This window comes from Streptomyces sp. NPDC058289 (assembly GCF_042880975.1).
Lineage (GTDB): Bacteria > Actinomycetota > Actinomycetes > Streptomycetales > Streptomycetaceae > Streptomyces > Streptomyces stoeckheimensis.
In genome coordinates, this window is sequence record NZ_JBHVYI010000001.1 from 94,795 (window position 1) to 111,265 (window position 16,471).

Annotated in this window: 10 protein-coding genes; 6 read left to right on the forward strand and 4 right to left on the reverse strand. The window is 72.8% G+C overall.

Annotated features, from left to right (window positions below; translation table 11 throughout):
* Window positions 1-11: 11 nt before the first annotated feature.
* The gene (locus ACFVX6_RS00440; protein WP_389686405.1) at window positions 12-521 is read right to left on the reverse strand and encodes an SUKH-3 domain-containing protein; all 510 of its coding nucleotides are present in this window, start codon (window positions 519-521) and stop codon (window positions 12-14) included.
* A 5-nt stretch (window positions 522-526) separates the two neighbouring features.
* Window positions 527-1,156 carry a YwqJ-related putative deaminase gene (locus ACFVX6_RS00445; RefSeq protein ID WP_389686407.1) on the reverse strand — a complete coding sequence of 210 codons (630 nt, stop codon included), beginning with the start codon at window positions 1,154-1,156 and terminating at the stop codon, window positions 527-529.
* Window positions 1,157-1,385: 229 nt separating this feature from the next.
* On the opposite strand from ACFVX6_RS00445, the gene ACFVX6_RS00450 reads away from it, so the two are divergent.
* The 3 genes from ACFVX6_RS00450 (at window position 1,386) to ACFVX6_RS00460 (ending at window position 6,043) form a co-directional block, all read left to right on the forward strand.
* Window positions 1,386-2,447 (forward strand): SMI1/KNR4 family protein, encoded by a 1,062-nt coding sequence (locus ACFVX6_RS00450; protein WP_389686409.1) that lies wholly within the window; start codon window positions 1,386-1,388, stop codon window positions 2,445-2,447.
* Window positions 2,448-2,454: 7 nt separating this feature from the next.
* On the forward strand, window positions 2,455-5,022 hold the full coding sequence (locus ACFVX6_RS00455; RefSeq protein WP_389686411.1) for an SUKH-4 family immunity protein: 2,568 nt from the start codon (window positions 2,455-2,457) through the stop codon (window positions 5,020-5,022).
* A 148-nt stretch (window positions 5,023-5,170) separates the two neighbouring features.
* A complete protein-coding gene (locus tag ACFVX6_RS00460) occupies window positions 5,171-6,043 on the forward strand; it encodes a DivIVA domain-containing protein (RefSeq protein WP_389686413.1) in 873 nt (290 codons plus the stop codon).
* A gap of 176 nt (window positions 6,044-6,219) precedes the next feature.
* On the opposite strand, the gene ACFVX6_RS00465 is transcribed toward ACFVX6_RS00460, so the two are convergent.
* Together ACFVX6_RS00465 and ACFVX6_RS00470 are read right to left on the reverse strand one after the other, a co-directional pair.
* Entirely contained in the window at window positions 6,220-7,041 is an 822-nt protein-coding gene (locus ACFVX6_RS00465) for a hypothetical protein (RefSeq protein WP_389686415.1), read from the reverse strand.
* Window positions 7,042-7,203: 162 nt separating this feature from the next.
* Window positions 7,204-8,898 carry an MFS transporter gene (locus ACFVX6_RS00470; RefSeq protein WP_389686417.1) on the reverse strand — a complete coding sequence of 565 codons (1,695 nt, stop codon included), beginning with the start codon at window positions 8,896-8,898 and terminating at the stop codon, window positions 7,204-7,206.
* 353 nt (window positions 8,899-9,251) lie between these two features.
* Here ACFVX6_RS00470 and ACFVX6_RS00475 point away from each other — a divergent pair, with 353 nt between their 5' ends.
* The 3 genes from ACFVX6_RS00475 to mfd all read left to right on the forward strand — a co-directional run bounded on the left by ACFVX6_RS00475 (window position 9,252) and on the right by mfd (window position 16,378).
* Complete coding sequence (locus tag ACFVX6_RS00475; RefSeq protein ID WP_382756123.1) at window positions 9,252-10,028, forward strand: ABC transporter ATP-binding protein; 777 nt, start codon at window positions 9,252-9,254, stop codon at window positions 10,026-10,028.
* On the forward strand, window positions 10,025-12,598 hold the full coding sequence (locus ACFVX6_RS00480) for an ABC transporter permease (RefSeq protein ID WP_389686419.1): 2,574 nt from the start codon (window positions 10,025-10,027) through the stop codon (window positions 12,596-12,598). The genes ACFVX6_RS00475 and ACFVX6_RS00480 overlap by 4 nt, the downstream gene beginning before the upstream one ends.
* Before the next feature lie 243 nt (window positions 12,599-12,841).
* Window positions 12,842-16,378, forward strand: a complete 3,537-nt coding sequence (gene mfd / locus ACFVX6_RS00485) for a transcription-repair coupling factor (RefSeq protein ID WP_389686421.1) — start codon at window positions 12,842-12,844, stop codon at window positions 16,376-16,378.
* Window positions 16,379-16,471 lie beyond the last annotated feature (93 nt).

Here is a 16,471-nt window from a genome sequence, read left to right on the forward strand (position 1 = left end):
TCGTGCCGGCCCTAGGCCGTCGTCAGGCGGGTCGGCTGGAGGCCGGTGAGGAGGAGGGTGAGGGCCTCGTCGAGGCTCGCACCGAGGTACCAGTCGCCGGTGTGGTCCACGCAGTAGACGCGGCCCTCCTGGTCGAGGGCGAGGTGGGACGTGCCGTCGGCCTCGACGCCGAGCGGGCAGAGCTGCGTGGAGAGGGCGCGGCCGAGGTCCGCGAAGGTGCGGGCGAGGTGGAGGCCCGTGAGGGGGTCCATGCGTATCGCGGTGGGCGCGATCTGGCGGCCGGGGCCCGGAGCGGTGACGGTGAGGTTCCCGAACTCCGCCCAGGCCTCGACGGCGGCCGGAAAGACGGTGTGCCGGTGCCCGGCGGGGGTGGTGTGGTCGCGCAGGGTGTCGGCCCAGTACTCGGCCTGCTTGATGTCCCAGCGCCCCGGCTCCCAGCCGGCGGTGCGCAGGGCGGAGTCCACGGCGACCGGGAAGCGGGTGGCCGAGGAGCGGGCGTACGAAGCGGAAGCGGTGGTCATGGCGGCTACTCGGGGTGGGAGAGGTCGACGGGGCGTACGCCGAAGTGGGCGAGGAGGGCCTCGCAGGAGCGGCAGGGAGGTGCGTAGCTGCCGTGGAGCGGGTCGCCGTCCTCGCGGATGCGGCGGGCAGTGATCTTGGAGTGCTTCAGCGAGCGGCGGGCCTCGCTGGGGGTGAGGGGCTTGCGCGAGGCGCGCTTGCTGCGGGCGCCCTCCACGGTGGCGAGGTGGCGGGAGAGCAGGATCGCCTCCGGACACCGGCCGGTGAAACGTTCGCGCTGGCCGCTCGTGAGGGTGTCGAGGAAATCCTGTACGAGGGCGTGCAGTACGGGGGGCTGGTCGGCCTTGCCGGCGGTGCCGGTGAGGGTTTCGCCGCGTACGGACAGGGCGGCGGCCACGGTGGGCAGGATCCCGTCGCGGCGGAAGCGCAGCGTGGGCACGGCGGGGCGGCCGTCCCCGCCGCCGCCCCAGCGCAGGCGGGGATCGCCGGAGCCCTGGTCGGCCGCGGCGCCGGTCTGCGCCGGGACGGCCGCGGGGCCGCCGGGCCCCGCAGGGGCTGCGGGGCCTGCGGAGCCCTGAGCTCCCGCGCCTCCTGAGTGGGCGTCGGCCGATGCCGTACGTAGTGCCGTGTTCTGCATGGTGCGCTTTCCCTCCCGTGGCCGCGGTGCTGACCGCTGTCGCGCACGCCCCCGTGCTGTGGGGACAGCCTGTCAAATGTCTCCTCGCCTGTGGAAGCGGGGTCGAATATTCGTATCAATTCGGATCTTCCCGGCCGTCCTGCGGGGTCCCCGCACACGTGCGGGTGACGTCCTTGCCGGAGCACATAGGCTGTGGTGAACCAGCCAGATCCAGCAGGGGGCTACCGCCATGACGACAGGTCGGCTCGGGCATCAGGCCGCGCCACCCAACGCCGCTTACTCGGGGCAGGTCGTGCATTTCCCGGACCCCGTCCGGGCCGCGCGCCATCCCCACGGAGTCCGCATCGACGCGAACGGACATCCCGACTTCGCGCCGTACGCGCGCGCGGCCGTCGAGATCGCCGAGCCCCCGGAGGGCTTCGGCGTGGACGAGCTGCGCCTGACCGACTGCGTGTCCGCGAACGCGGCCATGCGGGCGACCGGCCACGAGCTGTGGGACACGGTCGGACCGGTGTCGACCCCGCACGGCTGGACCTGGCACCACGCGTCCGGCACGCGCCGGATGGAGCTGGTCCCCGTCGAGGTGAAGTGCCTGCTGAGGCACCACGCCGGTCTGACGACGACGGCGGTGGACCACGGCAAGCGCGGAACGCGGCCGTTGGAGGAGGTGCGCCCGGTGCACCTGGGACTGCCCAAGACGGTGGTCTCGGTGTCCGAGCAGCAGGTCCAAGGCGTCGAGGAGGACCTCGGCTACCGGCTCCCGGAGGCGTACCGCTCCTTCCTGAAGGCGGCGGGCGGCTGCGCGCCGGTGGGCACGGGGCTCGACGTGGAGCTGGGACTGCTGGTGGACCAGCCGTTCTTCACGGTGCGCGAGGAGGCGGCGGTCAACGACCTCGTCTACGTCAACAAGTGCCTGCGGGACCACCTGACGAAGGACTACCTGTGCGTGGCCTTCGCTCAGGGCGGGCTCCTCGCGGTGAAGGTGCGCGGCGAGGCCGTCGGCTCGGTCTGGTTCTCTCCGTACGACGATGCGCGCGACCAGGACGGCTGGTCGGTGCAGGAACGCGTGGAGCGGTTGCTGCTGCCGTGCGGTACGGATTTCGACGCCTTCCTGGAACGGCTGGCGGGCAATCCGCCGGAGCTGGAAACGGTGGCCGGTCTGATGGTGGACGGCGGATTCGCGCGCTCGGTTCCCGTGACGGGTCAGGGCTCGGGTGCGGGTTCGAGTGCGGGTTCGGCGGAGCGTTCGGTTCCGGGTGCCGGGTCGGCAACGGCACCGGTGGAGGGGTGACGGCGCGATGGTGACGTTTGCGCAGGCGCAGGAGCGCGCCGAGGAATGGATCAACGGGGACGTGCCCGCGTACCAGCACCGCGAGGTGCGCGTACGGGAGTTCGGACTCGGTTTCGTGGTGTGGGCGGAGGACCGCCCCGCGGGCCCCGTGTCCGGGGGCGGCCGGCAGCGGCTCGTCATCGCGCGGGACAGCGGGGAGGTGACGCTCTGGCCCGGCCTGCCGGTGGGTGAGGTGATCCGCCGCTACGAGGAGGAGTACGGGGCGTCGGCCGCGCAGGCCGAGGCTTCGGTGCCGGTGCCGCGCATCGACTCGGAACAGACCTCCTTCATGCTGAGTCCGCCGGAGTGGCTCCAGGAGGCGGCGGACCGGGCGGGGATCCCGGCGGCCCCGGCGAACCCGTTGGCCCCTTCGGCGCCCGTCGGGCAGGCGGCACCGGCCGCTTCCGGGGCGGGCTCTTCGGAGCCGGAGCCGGAACCGGAGCCCGTGCCGCTGCGGCGCGGGGGAGAGGTCCCCTACGAGCCGACCGCCAACGACGGGGTGCCCGCCGCGGTCCCGACCGGGGCCACGCCCTGGGCCGGGACCGACGTGAACCCCGGTGCGGACTCCGTGTCCGTACCGCTGCCGGCGACGGTGTTCGCGCCGCCGCTGTCCGGGTCGGACCTGGACGACGCCCCGGCTTCGTCGGGGCCGGGCCCGGAGGCGCGCACGACCCTGATGCCCAGGGGCAGTGAACTGCCGAAGACCGCCGTCGTGCCCGCGCTGGACCCGGAGTCGGGGTCGGGGCGGGGGCAGGCGTCAGGTCGGGGTTCGGCGTCCGGTCCTGGTTCCGGTTCGGCGCCTGGTTCCGGTTCGGTGTCCGGTTCCGGGTCGGTGTCCGGCGGGGACATCGCCGACGCGCCGACGAGCAAGGCCCGGGTCAACCGGCCCGGGGCCCCCGCGCCCGTGACTCCGCCGGGTCCGCCCGGTGCGCCGGGCGGCGGTGCGGAGTCGCCTTCGTACGCCGCCACCATGCTGGCCGGTCCCGGCGGGCCGCAGCAGCCCGGACCGCCCGGCCCGCCCGGAGCTCCGGGGGCTCCCGGCGTGCCCGGTGGCGGGCTGGACCATGCCGCGACGATGCTGGCGGGTCCGGCCGTGACCGGGCAGCCGCCGGCGCCTCCCGGTCCGCCGGGTGCTCCCGGGTCTTCGGGCGGGCGCGGAGACGCGTACGCCGCCACGATGTTGGCCGGTCCCGGTGGGCCGCGGCCGCCGGGTCCGCCCGGTCCTCCCGGGGTTCCGGGTGCCGGGCAGCCGCCCGGTCCCCCCGGCCCTCCCGGCGTGCCCGGTGGCGGGCTGGACCATGCCGCGACGATGCTGGCGGGTCCGGCCGTGACCGGGCAGCCCGCGCCTCCCGGTCCGCCCGGGGTGCCCGGTGGCTCCGGCGGACGCGGGGACGCCTACGCCGCCACGATGTTGGCCGGTCCGGGCGGACCGCAGCAGCCGGGCCCGCCCGGCCCGCCCGGTGTCCCGCAGTCGGGTGCCGGGCAGCCGCCCGCGCCGCCCGGCCCCGCGCCGCAGTCACCCGTACACGCGCCGCAGGCACCCGCCCCCGCTCCCGGGGTCCCCACGGTCGGCCCCGGCTACCAGGCCGTGCTGCGCTACCGCGCGCCCGACGGTTCCGAGCAGCAGCTCATCCGCCGTTCCGCGCCCGGCACCCCGCACCCGGAGTGGCAGATCCTGTACGAGCTGCGGTCGATGAACGTGCCTCCGCAGCAGGTGCTGGAGCTGCACACCGAGCTGGCCTCGTGCGAGCTGCCCGGCGGCTACTGCGCGCGCATGATCCGGGAGACCTGGCCGCAGGTCCGGATCACCAGCGTGGCCCCGTACGGCACGGACCACGCGGGCCGGCAGCAGGGCATGCGGCACCTGCTGACCCACCAGGGCGAACTGCACCAGGTGGCGGACGGACCGGCGCGCCCCGCGCCGGTGCGCGCGCCGCTGCCGCAGGTGCCGTTGCAGCCGGCGATCCCGCTGGACGCGATCGCGCAGGAGCTGGCGGGGGCGTTCGGGCCGCAAGGGGTGTTCCGCTTCGAGCAGCGCGCCGTGTCCCGGCAGGGTGTGCCGGAGATCGTTGCGCAGACGCTGATGTGGTCCGGACTGCCGGTCGATTTCGGGCCGTTCTTCTGGGCCCAGGCCGTACCGGGTGCCCCGCTGCCGACGCTGGCCGAACTGGCGGCGCAGCGGCAGGTGCAGCCGGCCTCGGACGCGGGCTCGTACCTGGTGGTGGGCAGCGACTTCGGCAAGGCGCTGTGCGTGCAGTACGGGACCGCGCACATCGTGGCGGTGCCGGTGGAGAGCGGTCCGGGCGGGGCGCCCGTGCCCCCGCAGTTCGTGAACTCCTCGCTGCCGCAGTTCGTACGGTCCCTGGCGATGCTGGGTCACATGTGGCGGCTGCGCCAGCATCTGACGCCGGAGCAGGCGGGCCGCTGGACCGTCGATTTCCAGGCGAATCTGGTGGGCCTGGACAGTGCGGCGCTCGCGTCGCCGGAGAACTGGTGGTCGGTGCTGCTGGAGCAGATGTGGGACGGGCTGCTCTGACCGGTTTCTGCTGATCTCGCGCGGATCTTCCGCTGATCCGGATGGCCGGGCCGTGACCCTCGAACAGGGTCTCGGCCCGGCCATTCGGGCTTCTATGAGCAAATGACGCATCCTTGGCAGGAACCCCCGCGAGAGAGGCGCTTCCAGGATGAGTGCACCCTTTACGACCGTGCGTGGCCGTGGCTACCGGGCGGAAGAGGTGGACCGGTACCTCGCCCGGCTGTCGGGGAGCCGGGACGATGCCTGGGAGCGGGTGGCCCGGCTGACCGTGCTGGCCAAGCAGATGGAGGCGGAGGCGGAGCGGCTGCGCGTGGAGGTCTCCGGACTGGCCCCGCAGACGTACGAGGAGCTCGGCGAGCGCGCCCGCCGGATCCTGCTGCTGGCCGAGGAGGAGTCCGAGACCCTACGGGGCGAGGCGCGGGCGGACGCGCTGGCGACGGCGGGCGCCGCCGAGGCGCACGCCGACCGGGTGACGGAGCTGGCGCGCGGCGACGCGGAGGCGGTGCGCGAGCAGACCGAGGTCCGGGCCCGGCAGGCACTGCTGCGTGCGGGGCGCGAGGCGGACGACGCGCGGACCGGGGCGCGGGACGACGCGGAGGCCTGGCGGGCGGAGGCGCAGGCGGCGCTGGCGGACACGGCCCGCCGGGCGGACGCGCTGCTCGCGGAGCGCGAGCAGGAACACGCGGAGCGCTGGGACGCGGCGGAGCGGGAGCTGGCGGCGCGGGAGGCGGAGTTGGAGTCCCGGCACGCGGAGCTGGAGCGGTACGCGGAATCCCGGCTGGCGGAGGCGAAGCGGGCGTTCGCGCAGGCCCAGGAGACCGCCCGGCACGGCCAGGAGGACGCGGAGGCGAAGGCGGCGGAGCTGATCGCGGAGGCGCGGGTGCGGGAGGAGCGGGTCGGGCGGGAGACGGAGCGGATCCTTCGGGAGCACGGGGAGTCCCAGGACGAGATGCGGGCCCACATGAACCACGTCCGCTCCAGCCTGGCCGCCCTGACGGGCCGCGCCCCGGCGGAGGGCTGACCCGGTCGGCTACGCGCGCCGCCGTTCCCGGGGACCAGCTCCCCGGACCCCCGCTCCTCAAACGCCGGAGGGACTGGATTTCGGCTGGTGCCGGCCCGCACGTACAGGCCGCGCCCGGCCAATCCAGCCGTCCGGCGTTCGAGGACCGGGGGACTTCGCCCCGCGCAGCGGATCCGTCAGGACGGCTGGTCAGACGGGGGGCCGTAGGGGGCCGGGTCGCTGCGCAGGCCGTGGGTGGTGACCACCACGGTGAAGGCGGGCGGCGCCGCCTCGGGGAGGGCGGCCGACAGGGCTCCCGACGGGGTGACGGTCGTCGGGAGGGCGGTGCCGTCCAGCTCGACCCGCGGGTTGTCCCCGAAGCCGCCGCCCTCGACCGTCAGGAGACCGTCCGTCACGGACACCCTCGTGATCACCGGGTTCCCCCGCACCGCCACCTTGTTCAGGAGGTAGGCCCCGGCCGGCGCCCCGGTCAGCGCCCACATCTCCGCAGGCAGCTTCGGCAGCCCGCCGCCCACGTCCGTCAGGAAGAACGCCACCACGTACAGCATCGTGACCGCGCTCAGGGCGACGTACTGCAGGTCGACCAGGTCGGTCCGCCCGCCGTCGTTCGAGATCAGGTCGTGCATCGGGCGCCGCTTCGTGCCCTTCGGCGCCGGTTTGGCCATGGAGCCCCGCTCCACCCGCATGCCGACCACCGCCTTCGCCGCGATGAGGGCGGCGTACGGGCCACCGAGCAGCGGGAGGTAGACGGTCGTCAGGGAGGACAGGGGCTCCTCGGGTCCCTGGAACCAGTCGACGCCGCCGCCCGCGGTGAGTCCGTAGCCGAGGGTCGTCAGGAGCAGCCAGAGCAGGATCACCGTCCAGGCCAGGGCGAGCGTGGTCGAGGTGGAGAGGCGCCCGTCGCGGCCGGTGACGAACCCGGGGTGGCGGAGCAGGCGCAGGACGATCGGGCCCGCCAGGGCGGCGAGTAAGGCGAGTGCGAAGAGCGCGGACGTCATGTGTGGTCCCCCCGGAAGTGCGGCGTCTCCGCAGAGGGTTACCGAATCAGCCCGAGCATGACAAATTCCCGGTCCCTCCGCGGGATCCCTTTCGCGCCATCCCCGCCGCGGCCGCCCGTACCCCTGCCGCCCGTACCCCTGCCGCCCGCACGCCCGCCGCCCTCATCCCTCCCGCTGCTCCGGCAGCACCGGGAACCGGCGCGGCGCCACCAGCAGCAGCACCAGGGCCGACGCGGCCGCCGCCAGGCTCGCGCCGAGGAAGATGTGGTCCCCGGCGGCGGCCACCGCCCGGCGCAGGTACTCGGCGGCCTCCGGGGGAAGGAGGCCGGGGTGGGTCAGGGCCCTGGACACGTCGTCCAGGTTCGAGGGGAGCCCGGGCACCGGGGACTGTGACAGCCGGGAGGCGATGGTGGCGTTGGCGACGGCCCCCAGCAGCGCCGCGCCGACGCTCTGCCCGACGTTGCGGCAGAACAGCACCGAGGCCGTCGTGGTTCCGCGCTCCTCCCAGCCCACCGTGGACTGGACCCCGACGATCAGCGGGAGCTGGAAGAGTCCGAGGGCCGCGCCCAGCAGCAGCATGATCAGCACCGGCTGCCAGGTCGGGGCGGGGTAGGGGAGCAGGGCGAAGGAGCCGAGGATCAGGGCGGCCAGCCCGACCCCGGTGGCGGCGGTGTTGCGGAAGCCGATGCGCCGGTAGACGTGCTGGGCGAGGGCGGCGCTGATCGGCCAGCTCAGGGTCATCGCGGAGGCGACCAGGCCGGCGCCGGTGGGGCCGAGGCCCAGGACGGACTGGGCGTACGTCGGCATGAACAGCATCGGGGCGACCATCAGCAGGCCGAGCCCGGCCATGGCCAGGTTGACGGCGGCGATGGTGCGCCGGCGCCACACCCAGCCGGGCAGGATGGGCTGCTCGGCCCGGCGTTCGATCCAGACGACGAGCGCGCCCAGCGCCGCGGCGGCTCCGAGCAGGACCAGCGAGGGCGCCGACAGCCAGGGCCAGGCGACTCCGCCCTGCACCAGCGCGAAGAGCAGCAGCCCCCCGCAGGCGAAGACGGCCACGGCTCCCGGCCAGTCGACGGGACCGGTACGGCCGGGGGGCCGGGTGGGCTCGACCAGGTGGCGGCTGATGATCCACAGGGCGGCGGCGGCCAGCGGCAGGTTGAGCAGGAAGATCCAGCGCCAGTCGGTGTACGAGGCGATCAGCCCGCCGAGCGCGGGGCCGGCCAGCGCCGAGCCGGCCCAGACCACGGACATCCGGGACTGGATGCGCGGCCGGTCCTTGAGGGGGTAGAGATCGGCGGCCAGGGTCTGGACGGTGCCCTGCAGGGCACCGCCGCCCAGGCCCTGGAGGATCCGGAAGGCGATGAGGGCGGCCATGTTCCAGGCGGCCGCGCACAGCAGGGAGCCGAGCAGGAAGAGGCTGATGCCGAGGAGCAGGACGGGCTTGCGGCCGTAGGTGTCGGAGAGCTTGCCGTAGACGGGCAGGGTGACCGTTCCGGCCAGGATGTAACCCGAGAAGATCCAGGAGAAGACGGCGAAGCCGCCGAGGTCGCCGACGATCTGCGGGACGGCGGTGGCGACGATGGCGCCGTCGAGGGCGACGAGGCCCATGGTCAGCATCAGGGAGGCGACGACGGCCTTACGGGGCCGCCCGGGTGCGGATGCCGCCCGCGTACGCGTGCTCGTACCCGCGCCCGCGCTCGTACCCGCGCCCGTGCTCGTACCCGCGCCCGCGCCCGTACCGGTATCCGCGCCCGCCTTGGCGGAGGCTTGACCTCCGGATCCGGCCTGGTCGTCCTCGGGTATGCCACCGGCACTGTCGTCGGTACTCGCGCCCGTGCTCTCCCCTGAGCCCATGAAAAACCCTTCCCCCCGTGCGTACCTGCGCGAACACCTTCTCACTGCGCCATTACGGGGTGGTATCCCCCGAGGGCGCCTCGTCCCAACGGGCGAGATCCCCTAGGGGTTGGTCCTCATAAGGGTCCAGGGACGCTTCGTCCCGGGGGAGGAGGAGGAAAGGCCGCGGGGGTCCTTAACTGGTGTCTACAGGGCGGGAGTCCGGGGGGTAGGGCTAGCACCCCTATGGATACGGCGATTGGCACCAGCGCGCCGCGGCACCCCGCCCGACAGACTTCGAATGAAGCGCATCACAGCGCACGAACCGACGACCAGACGCATACAGAACGAGGGGAAACACCGTGACAACGGCTATGACCGAAACCAGGCACGGGGGCACTGGAGGGCATGAGGCCGTCGCGGCGCGGGCGCGGAAGGTCGTCAAGGCCTACGGCTCCGGCGAGACGCGGGTCGTCGCCCTCGACGCGGTGGACGTGGACATCCACCGCGGCCAGTTCACCGCGATCATGGGGCCCTCTGGCTCCGGCAAGTCCACGCTCATGCACTGCCTGGCCGGTCTGGACACGGTCACCAGCGGGCAGATCTTCCTGGACGACACCGAGATCACCGGGCTGAAGGACAAGAAGCTCACGCAGCTGCGCCGCGACCGGATCGGCTTCATCTTCCAGGCCTTCAACCTGCTGCCGACGCTCAACGCCCTGGAGAACATCACGCTCCCCATGGACATCGCCGGCCGCAAGGCCGACGCCGAGTGGCTGAACCGGGTCGTGGAGACCGTGGGTCTGGCGGGTCGGCTCAAGCACCGTCCGACCGAGCTCTCCGGCGGCCAGCAGCAGCGCGTGGCGGTCGCCCGCGCCCTGGCCTCCCGGCCCCAGATCATCTTCGGCGACGAGCCCACCGGAAACCTCGACTCCCGGGCCGGCGCGGAGGTCCTCGGCTTCCTGCGCCGTTCGGTGAACGAGCTGGGCCAGACCATCGTCATGGTCACCCACGACCCGGTCGCCGCCTCCTACGCGGACCGCGTCATCTTCCTCGCCGACGGCCGCATCGTCGACGAGATGCACACGCCCACCGCGGACCAGGTCCTGGACCGCATGAAGGACTTCGACGCCCGTGGGCGGACGTCATGACCGTCATGAAGACCGCGCGGCGCAACTTCTTCGCGCACAAGGGGCGCATGGCGCTCTCCGCCGTGGCCGTCTTGCTCTCCGTCGCCTTCGTCTGCGGGACCCTGGTGTTCACGGACACCATGAACACCACCTTCGACAAGCTGTTCGCGGTCACCAACGCCAATGTCACGATCACCCCGAAGGCGGCCGAGAACAGCGGGGAGACCCCCGACACCGGCAAGCCGCAGGCGCTGCCCGGCTCGGTCGTCGAGCAGGTGAAGAAGGCCGAGGGCGTGCGGTCCGCAGAGGGCGGCGTGTCCTCGATGGCGGTCACCGTCGTCAACTCCAAGAACGAGAACCTCGGCTCGACCACGGGAGCCCCGACCTTCGCGGGCAACTGGACCGAGAACGAACTGCGGTCGATGAAGATCATCGAGGGGCAGGCCCCGCGCGGCCCCACCGACGTGATGATCGACAGCGACACGGCGAAGAAGCACCACCTCAAGCTCGGTGACGACATCCGCACCATCGCCGTCACCGGCGACATCCGCTCCAAGATCACCGGTATCGCCGCCTTCACCGTGACCAACCCGGGTGCGACCGTCGTCTACTTCGACACCGCCACCTCGCAGCAGAAGCTGCTCGGTGCCCCGGACGCCTTCACCCACGTGAACGTCACCGCCAAGGACGGGGTGAGCGACGCCCAGCTCAAGCAGAACGTCGCCTCCGCCCTCGGCGCCGACACCTACAAGCTGCAGACCGCCAAGGAAGCCGCGGACGACAACCGCAAGAACATGGACTTCCTCGACATCATGAAGTGGGTGATGCTCGGCTTCGCCGCGATCGCCTTCCTCGTCGGGATCTTCCTGATCTTCAACACCTTCTCGATGCTGGTCGCCCAGCGCACCCGGGAGATCGGCCTGATGCGGGCCATCGGCGCCGACAGCGGCCAGGTCCTCAAGTCGGTGGTCATCGAGGCACTGCTGCTCGGCGTGGTCGGCTCGATCCTCGGCGTCGCCGCCGGCGTCGGCCTGGCCGTCGGCCTGATGCAGCTGATGAGCCAGCTCGGCATGAGCCTGTCCACCGAGGACCTGACCATCGCCTGGACCACCCCGGTCATCGGCATCGTCCTCGGCGTCGTCGTGACCGTCGTCTCCGCCTTCATACCGGCCCGCCGGGCCGGCAAGGTCTCCCCGATGGCCGCCCTGCGCGAGTCCGGAACCCCCGGCGACAAGAAGGCGGGCCGGATCCGTGCCGCCCTGGGCCTGGGCCTCACCGGCATCGGCGCCGCGGCCCTGTACCTCGCCGGCAGCGCCGACGCCGCCGGGACCGGAGCGCAGTGGCTGGGTCTGGGCGTGCTGTTCACCCTCATCGGGTTCATCGTGATCGGCCCGCTCCTCGCGGGCGTCGTGGTCCGGGCCCTGTCCGCCCCGGTGCTGCGGCCCTTCGGCTCCATAGGCCGCCTCGCCGAGCGCAACGCGCTGCGCAACCCGCGCCGCACCGGTGCCACCGCCGCCGCGCTGATGATCGGCCTCGCGCTGGTCGCCTGCCTGTCGGTGGTCGGCTCCTCCATGGTGGCCTCGGCCACCGACGAGCTCGACAAGTCGGTCGGCGCGGACTTCATCGTCCAGTCCCAGACCGGGCAGCCGGTCGTACCGCAGGCCGAGGAAGCACTGCGCAAGACCCAGGGCCTGGCGCACGTCACCGCCTACCGGGAGGTCGACGCCAAGATCACCGCCCCCGACGGCACCACCGAGAACGACGGCCTCGGGGTCCAGGACCCCACCTACGCCCAGGACGTCCGTCGCAAGACGACCGCCGGCGAGCACGCGGACGCGTACAAGCCGGGCTCGATGTCGGTGGGCTCCGAATACGCCACCAAGCACCAGGTCAAGCTCGGTGACGAGCTGACGGTCGCCTTCACCGGCGGCAAGACCGCCAAGCTCAAGGTCGCGGCGATCACCAGCGACGAGGGCAACCTCGACAAGGGCATGAAGTACGTCAGCACCGCCGTCGCCGAGGCGAACCTGCCCGCCGACAAGATGCCCCGGCCCTTCATGGTGCTGGCCACCGCGAAGGACGGCCAGGACGACGCCGCCTACGCGGCGGTCAAGTCGGCGCTGGCCGAGTACCCGCAGTACCAGGTGCTCAACCAGACGGACTACAAGCAGGCGCTGAAGGACCAGGTCGGCCAGCTCCTGAACGTGGTCTACGCCCTCCTCGCCCTCGCGATCATCGTCGCGGTCCTGGGCGTGGTGAACACCCTGGCCCTCTCGGTGGTCGAGCGCACCCGCGAGATCGGCCTGATGCGCGCCATCGGCCTCTCCCGCCGCCAGCTGCGCCGCATGATCCGCCTGGAGTCGGTGGTCATCGCCCTCTTCGGCGCCCTGCTGGGCCTCGGCCTGGGCATGGGCTGGGGCGCCACCGCCCACCAGCTCCTCGCACTGGAGGGCATGAAGATCCTCGAGATCCCGTGGCCCACCATCCTCGGCGTGTTCGCCGGCTCCGCCCTGGTCGGCCTGCTGGCCGCACTGGTCCCCGCCTTCCGGGCGGGCCGGATGAACGTACTGAACGCGATCGCCAGCGAGTAATCGCCGGTCGGTCGTTCGGGGGAGTCCCGGCCCCGCCTCACCCGTTCGGGTGGGGCGGGGCCGGGGTCGTTCGGGAGCGGACCGGGTGCCGCGCCGCCACCACCACGGGCGGCCCGAATCCCACGCGCGGCTGTCGGACCCGCGTCGTAGGGTGGGAACCCCCGGCCCGTTCGACGTGTCGGGTCCTTCGCGTTGCCGCCTCGCGGGAACTCGCCGCACCTCATCGGATGGAAAGCCGCCTTCATGAGCTTGCACGGACTGCTCGACGCCGTCACCCGGGACCCCGCACTCGCCGAGGCGGTCACCGCGGCCGGGGACGGCAACCGCATGCACGTGGACCTCGTCGGCCCGGCGGCCGCGCGGCCCTTCGCCATCGCCGCGCTGGCCGCCCGTACCGGGCGCACCGTGCTCGCGGTGACCGCCACCGGGCGGGAGGCGGAGGACCTGGCCGCCGCGCTGCGCTCGATGCTCAACCCCGACGAGGTGGCGGAGTACCCCTCCTGGGAGACGCTGCCGCACGAACGGCTGAGCCCGCGCAGCGACACCGTGGGCCGCCGGATCGCCGTCCTGCGCCGGCTCGCGCACCCGAGCAAGGACGACCCCGCCGCCGGGCCGGTCTCCGTGGTCGTCGCGCCGATCCGCTCCGTGCTCCAGCCGCAGGTCAAGGGGCTCGGGGACCTGGTCCCGGTGAGCCTGCGCCAGGGCGAGAGCGTGGACCTCGGCGCGGTGACGCAGGCACTCGCCGCGGCCGCGTACGCCCGTGTGGAGCTCGTCGAGAAGCGCGGCGAGTTCGCGGTGCGCGGCGGCATCCTCGACGTGTTCCCGCCGACCGAGGAGCACCCGCTGCGCGTGGAGTTCTGGGGCGACGAGGTCGAGGAGATCCGTTACTTCAAGGTCGCCGACCAGCGCTCCCTGGAGATCGCCGAGCACGGCCTGTGGGCCCCGCCCTGCCGGGAGCTGCTCCTCACCGACCAGGTGCGCGAACGCGCCGCGGCCCTCGCCGAGCTCCACCCCGAGCTCGGCGAACTGCTTCACAAGATCGCCGAGGGGATCGCCGTCGAGGGCATGGAGTCCCTGGCCCCGGTCCTGGTCGACGACATGGAGCTGCTGATCGACGTACTGCCCGCCGGGTCGATGGCCGTCGTGTGCGACCCGGAGCGGGTCCGCACGCGCGCCTCCGACCTGGTGGCGACCTCGCAGGAGTTCCTGATGGCCTCCTGGGCCGCCACCGCCGGCGGTGGCGAGGCCCCCATCGACGTGGGCGCGGCCTCCCTCCGCGGGATCGCGGACGTACGGGACCACGCGCGCGAGCTCGGCATGATGTGGTGGTCGGTGTCCCCGTTCGCCGCCGACGAAGACGCCGCGGTCCACGGCGACACCCTCACCCTCGGCATGCACGCCCCCGAGGCCTACCGCGGCGACACCGACCGCGCGCTCGCCGACACCAAGGCCTGGCTCGCCGACGGCTGGCGCACCGTCTTCCTGACCGAGGGCCACGGCCCGGCCGCCCGTACCGTCGAGGTGCTCGGCGGCGAGGGCATCGCGGCCCGCCTGGAAGCGGACGTCAGCGTCCTGGAGCCCTCACTGGTCCACGTCTCGTGCGGCTCCCTCGACAACGGCTTCGTCGACCCGGCCCTCAAGCTCGCCGTCCTCACCGAGACCGACCTCACCGGCCAGCGCACCGCCACCAAGGACCTCGGCCGGATGCCGACCCGGCGCCGCAAGACGATCGACCCCCTCACCCTGGAGGTCGGCGACTACATCGTCCACGAGCAGCACGGCGTCGGCCGCTACATCGAGATGGTGCAGCGCACCGTGCAGGGCGCCACCCGCGAGTACCTGCTCGTCGAGTACGCGCCGGCCAAGCGCGGCCAGCCCGGCGACCGCCTCTACATCCCCACCGACCAGCTGGAGCAGGTCACCAAGTACGTCGGCGGCGAGGCCCCGACCCTGCACCGGCTCGGCGGCGCCGACTGGACCAAGACCAAGGCGCGCGCCAAGAAGGCGGTCAAGGAGATCGCCGCCGACCTCATCAAGCTCTACAGCGCCCGCATGGCGGCCCCCGGCCACACCTTCGGCCCGGACACCCCCTGGCAGCGCGAGCTGGAGGACGCCTTCCCGTACGTGGAGACCCCCGACCAGCTCACCACCATCGCCGAGGTCAAGGAGGACATGGAGAAGTCGGTCCCCATGGACCGCCTGATCTGCGGAGACGTCGGCTACGGGAAGACCGAGATTGCCGTGCGAGCGGCCTTCAAGGCGGTCCAGGACGGCAAGCAGGTCGCCGTCCTCGTCCCGACCACGCTGCTGGTGCAGCAGCACTTCGGAACCTTCTCCGAGCGGTACGCGCAGTTCCCGGTCAAGGTGAAGGCGCTGTCCCGCTTCCAGAGCGACACCGAGTCCAAGGCGACCCTGGAGGGCCTGCGCGAGGGCTCCGTCGACATCGTCATCGGCACGCACCGGCTGTTCTCGCAGGAGACCAAGTTCAAGGACCTGGGCCTGGTCATCGTCGATGAGGAGCAGCGGTTCGGCGTCGAGCACAAGGAGCAGCTCAAGAAGCTGCGCGCCAACGTCGACGTGCTGACGATGTCCGCGACCCCCATCCCGCGCACCCTGGAGATGGCGGTGACCGGCATCCGCGAGATGTCCACGATCACCACCCCGCCCGAGGAGCGCCACCCGGTCCTGACCTTCGTCGGCCCCTACGAGGAGAAGCAGATCGGCGCCGCGATCCGCCGCGAGCTGCTCCGCGAGGGGCAGTGCTTCTACATCCACAACCGGGTCGAGTCCATCGACCGGGCGGCCGCCAAGCTCCGCGAGATCGTGCCCGAGGCGCGCATCGCGACGGCGCACGGCCAGATGTCGGAACAGGCCCTGGAACAGGTCGTGGTGGACTTCTGGGAGAAGAAGTTCGACGTCCTGGTCTCGACGACGATCGTCGAATCCGGCATCGACATCTCCAACGCCAACACCCTCATCGTCGAGCGCGGCGACAACTTCGGCCTCTCCCAGCTCCACCAGCTGCGCGGCCGCGTGGGCCGTGGCCGCGAGCGCGGGTACGCGTACTTCCTCTACCCGCCGGAGAAGCCGCTGACCGAGACCGCGCACGAGCGGCTCGCGACGATCGCCCAGCACACCGAGATGGGCGCGGGCATGTACGTGGCGATGAAGGACCTGGAGATCCGCGGCGCGGGCAACCTGCTCGGCGGCGAGCAGTCCGGCCACATCGCCGGCGTCGGCTTCGACCTCTACATCCGGATGGTCGGCGAGGCCGTGGCGGACTACCGGTCGGCCGTGGACGGAGGGGTAGAGGAGGAGCCGCCGCTCGAGGTCAAGATCGAGCTGCCGGTCGACGCGCACGTCCCGCACGACTACGCGCCGGGCGAGCGGCTGCGCCTCCAGGCGTACCGGTCCATCGCGGCGGCCAACTCCGAGGAGGACGTCAAGGCGGTCCGCGAGGAGCTCACCGACCGCTACGGCAAGCTGCCGGAGCCGGTGGAGAACCTGCTGCTGGTGGCCGGACTGCGGATGCTCGCCCGCGCCTGCGGGGTCGGTGACATCACCCTCCAGGGGCCCAACATCCGCTTCGGGCCGGTGGAGTTGCGCGAATCGCAGGAGCTGCGGCTGAAGCGGCTCTACCCGGGCTCGGTGATCAAGCCGGCCGCCTCGCAGGTGCTGGTGCCGCGGCCGAAGACCGCCCGGGTGGGCGGGAAGCCGCTGGTCGGCCGGGAACTGCTGGGCTGGACCGGGGAGTTCCTCGCCACGATCCTCGGCTCGTAGGTGCAGCGCTCGTAGGCGCGGCGTTCGTGGGCACGGCGTTCGTGGGCACGGCGTTCGTGGGCACGGCGACGGCCGCGGTGGGGACCTTCCGGT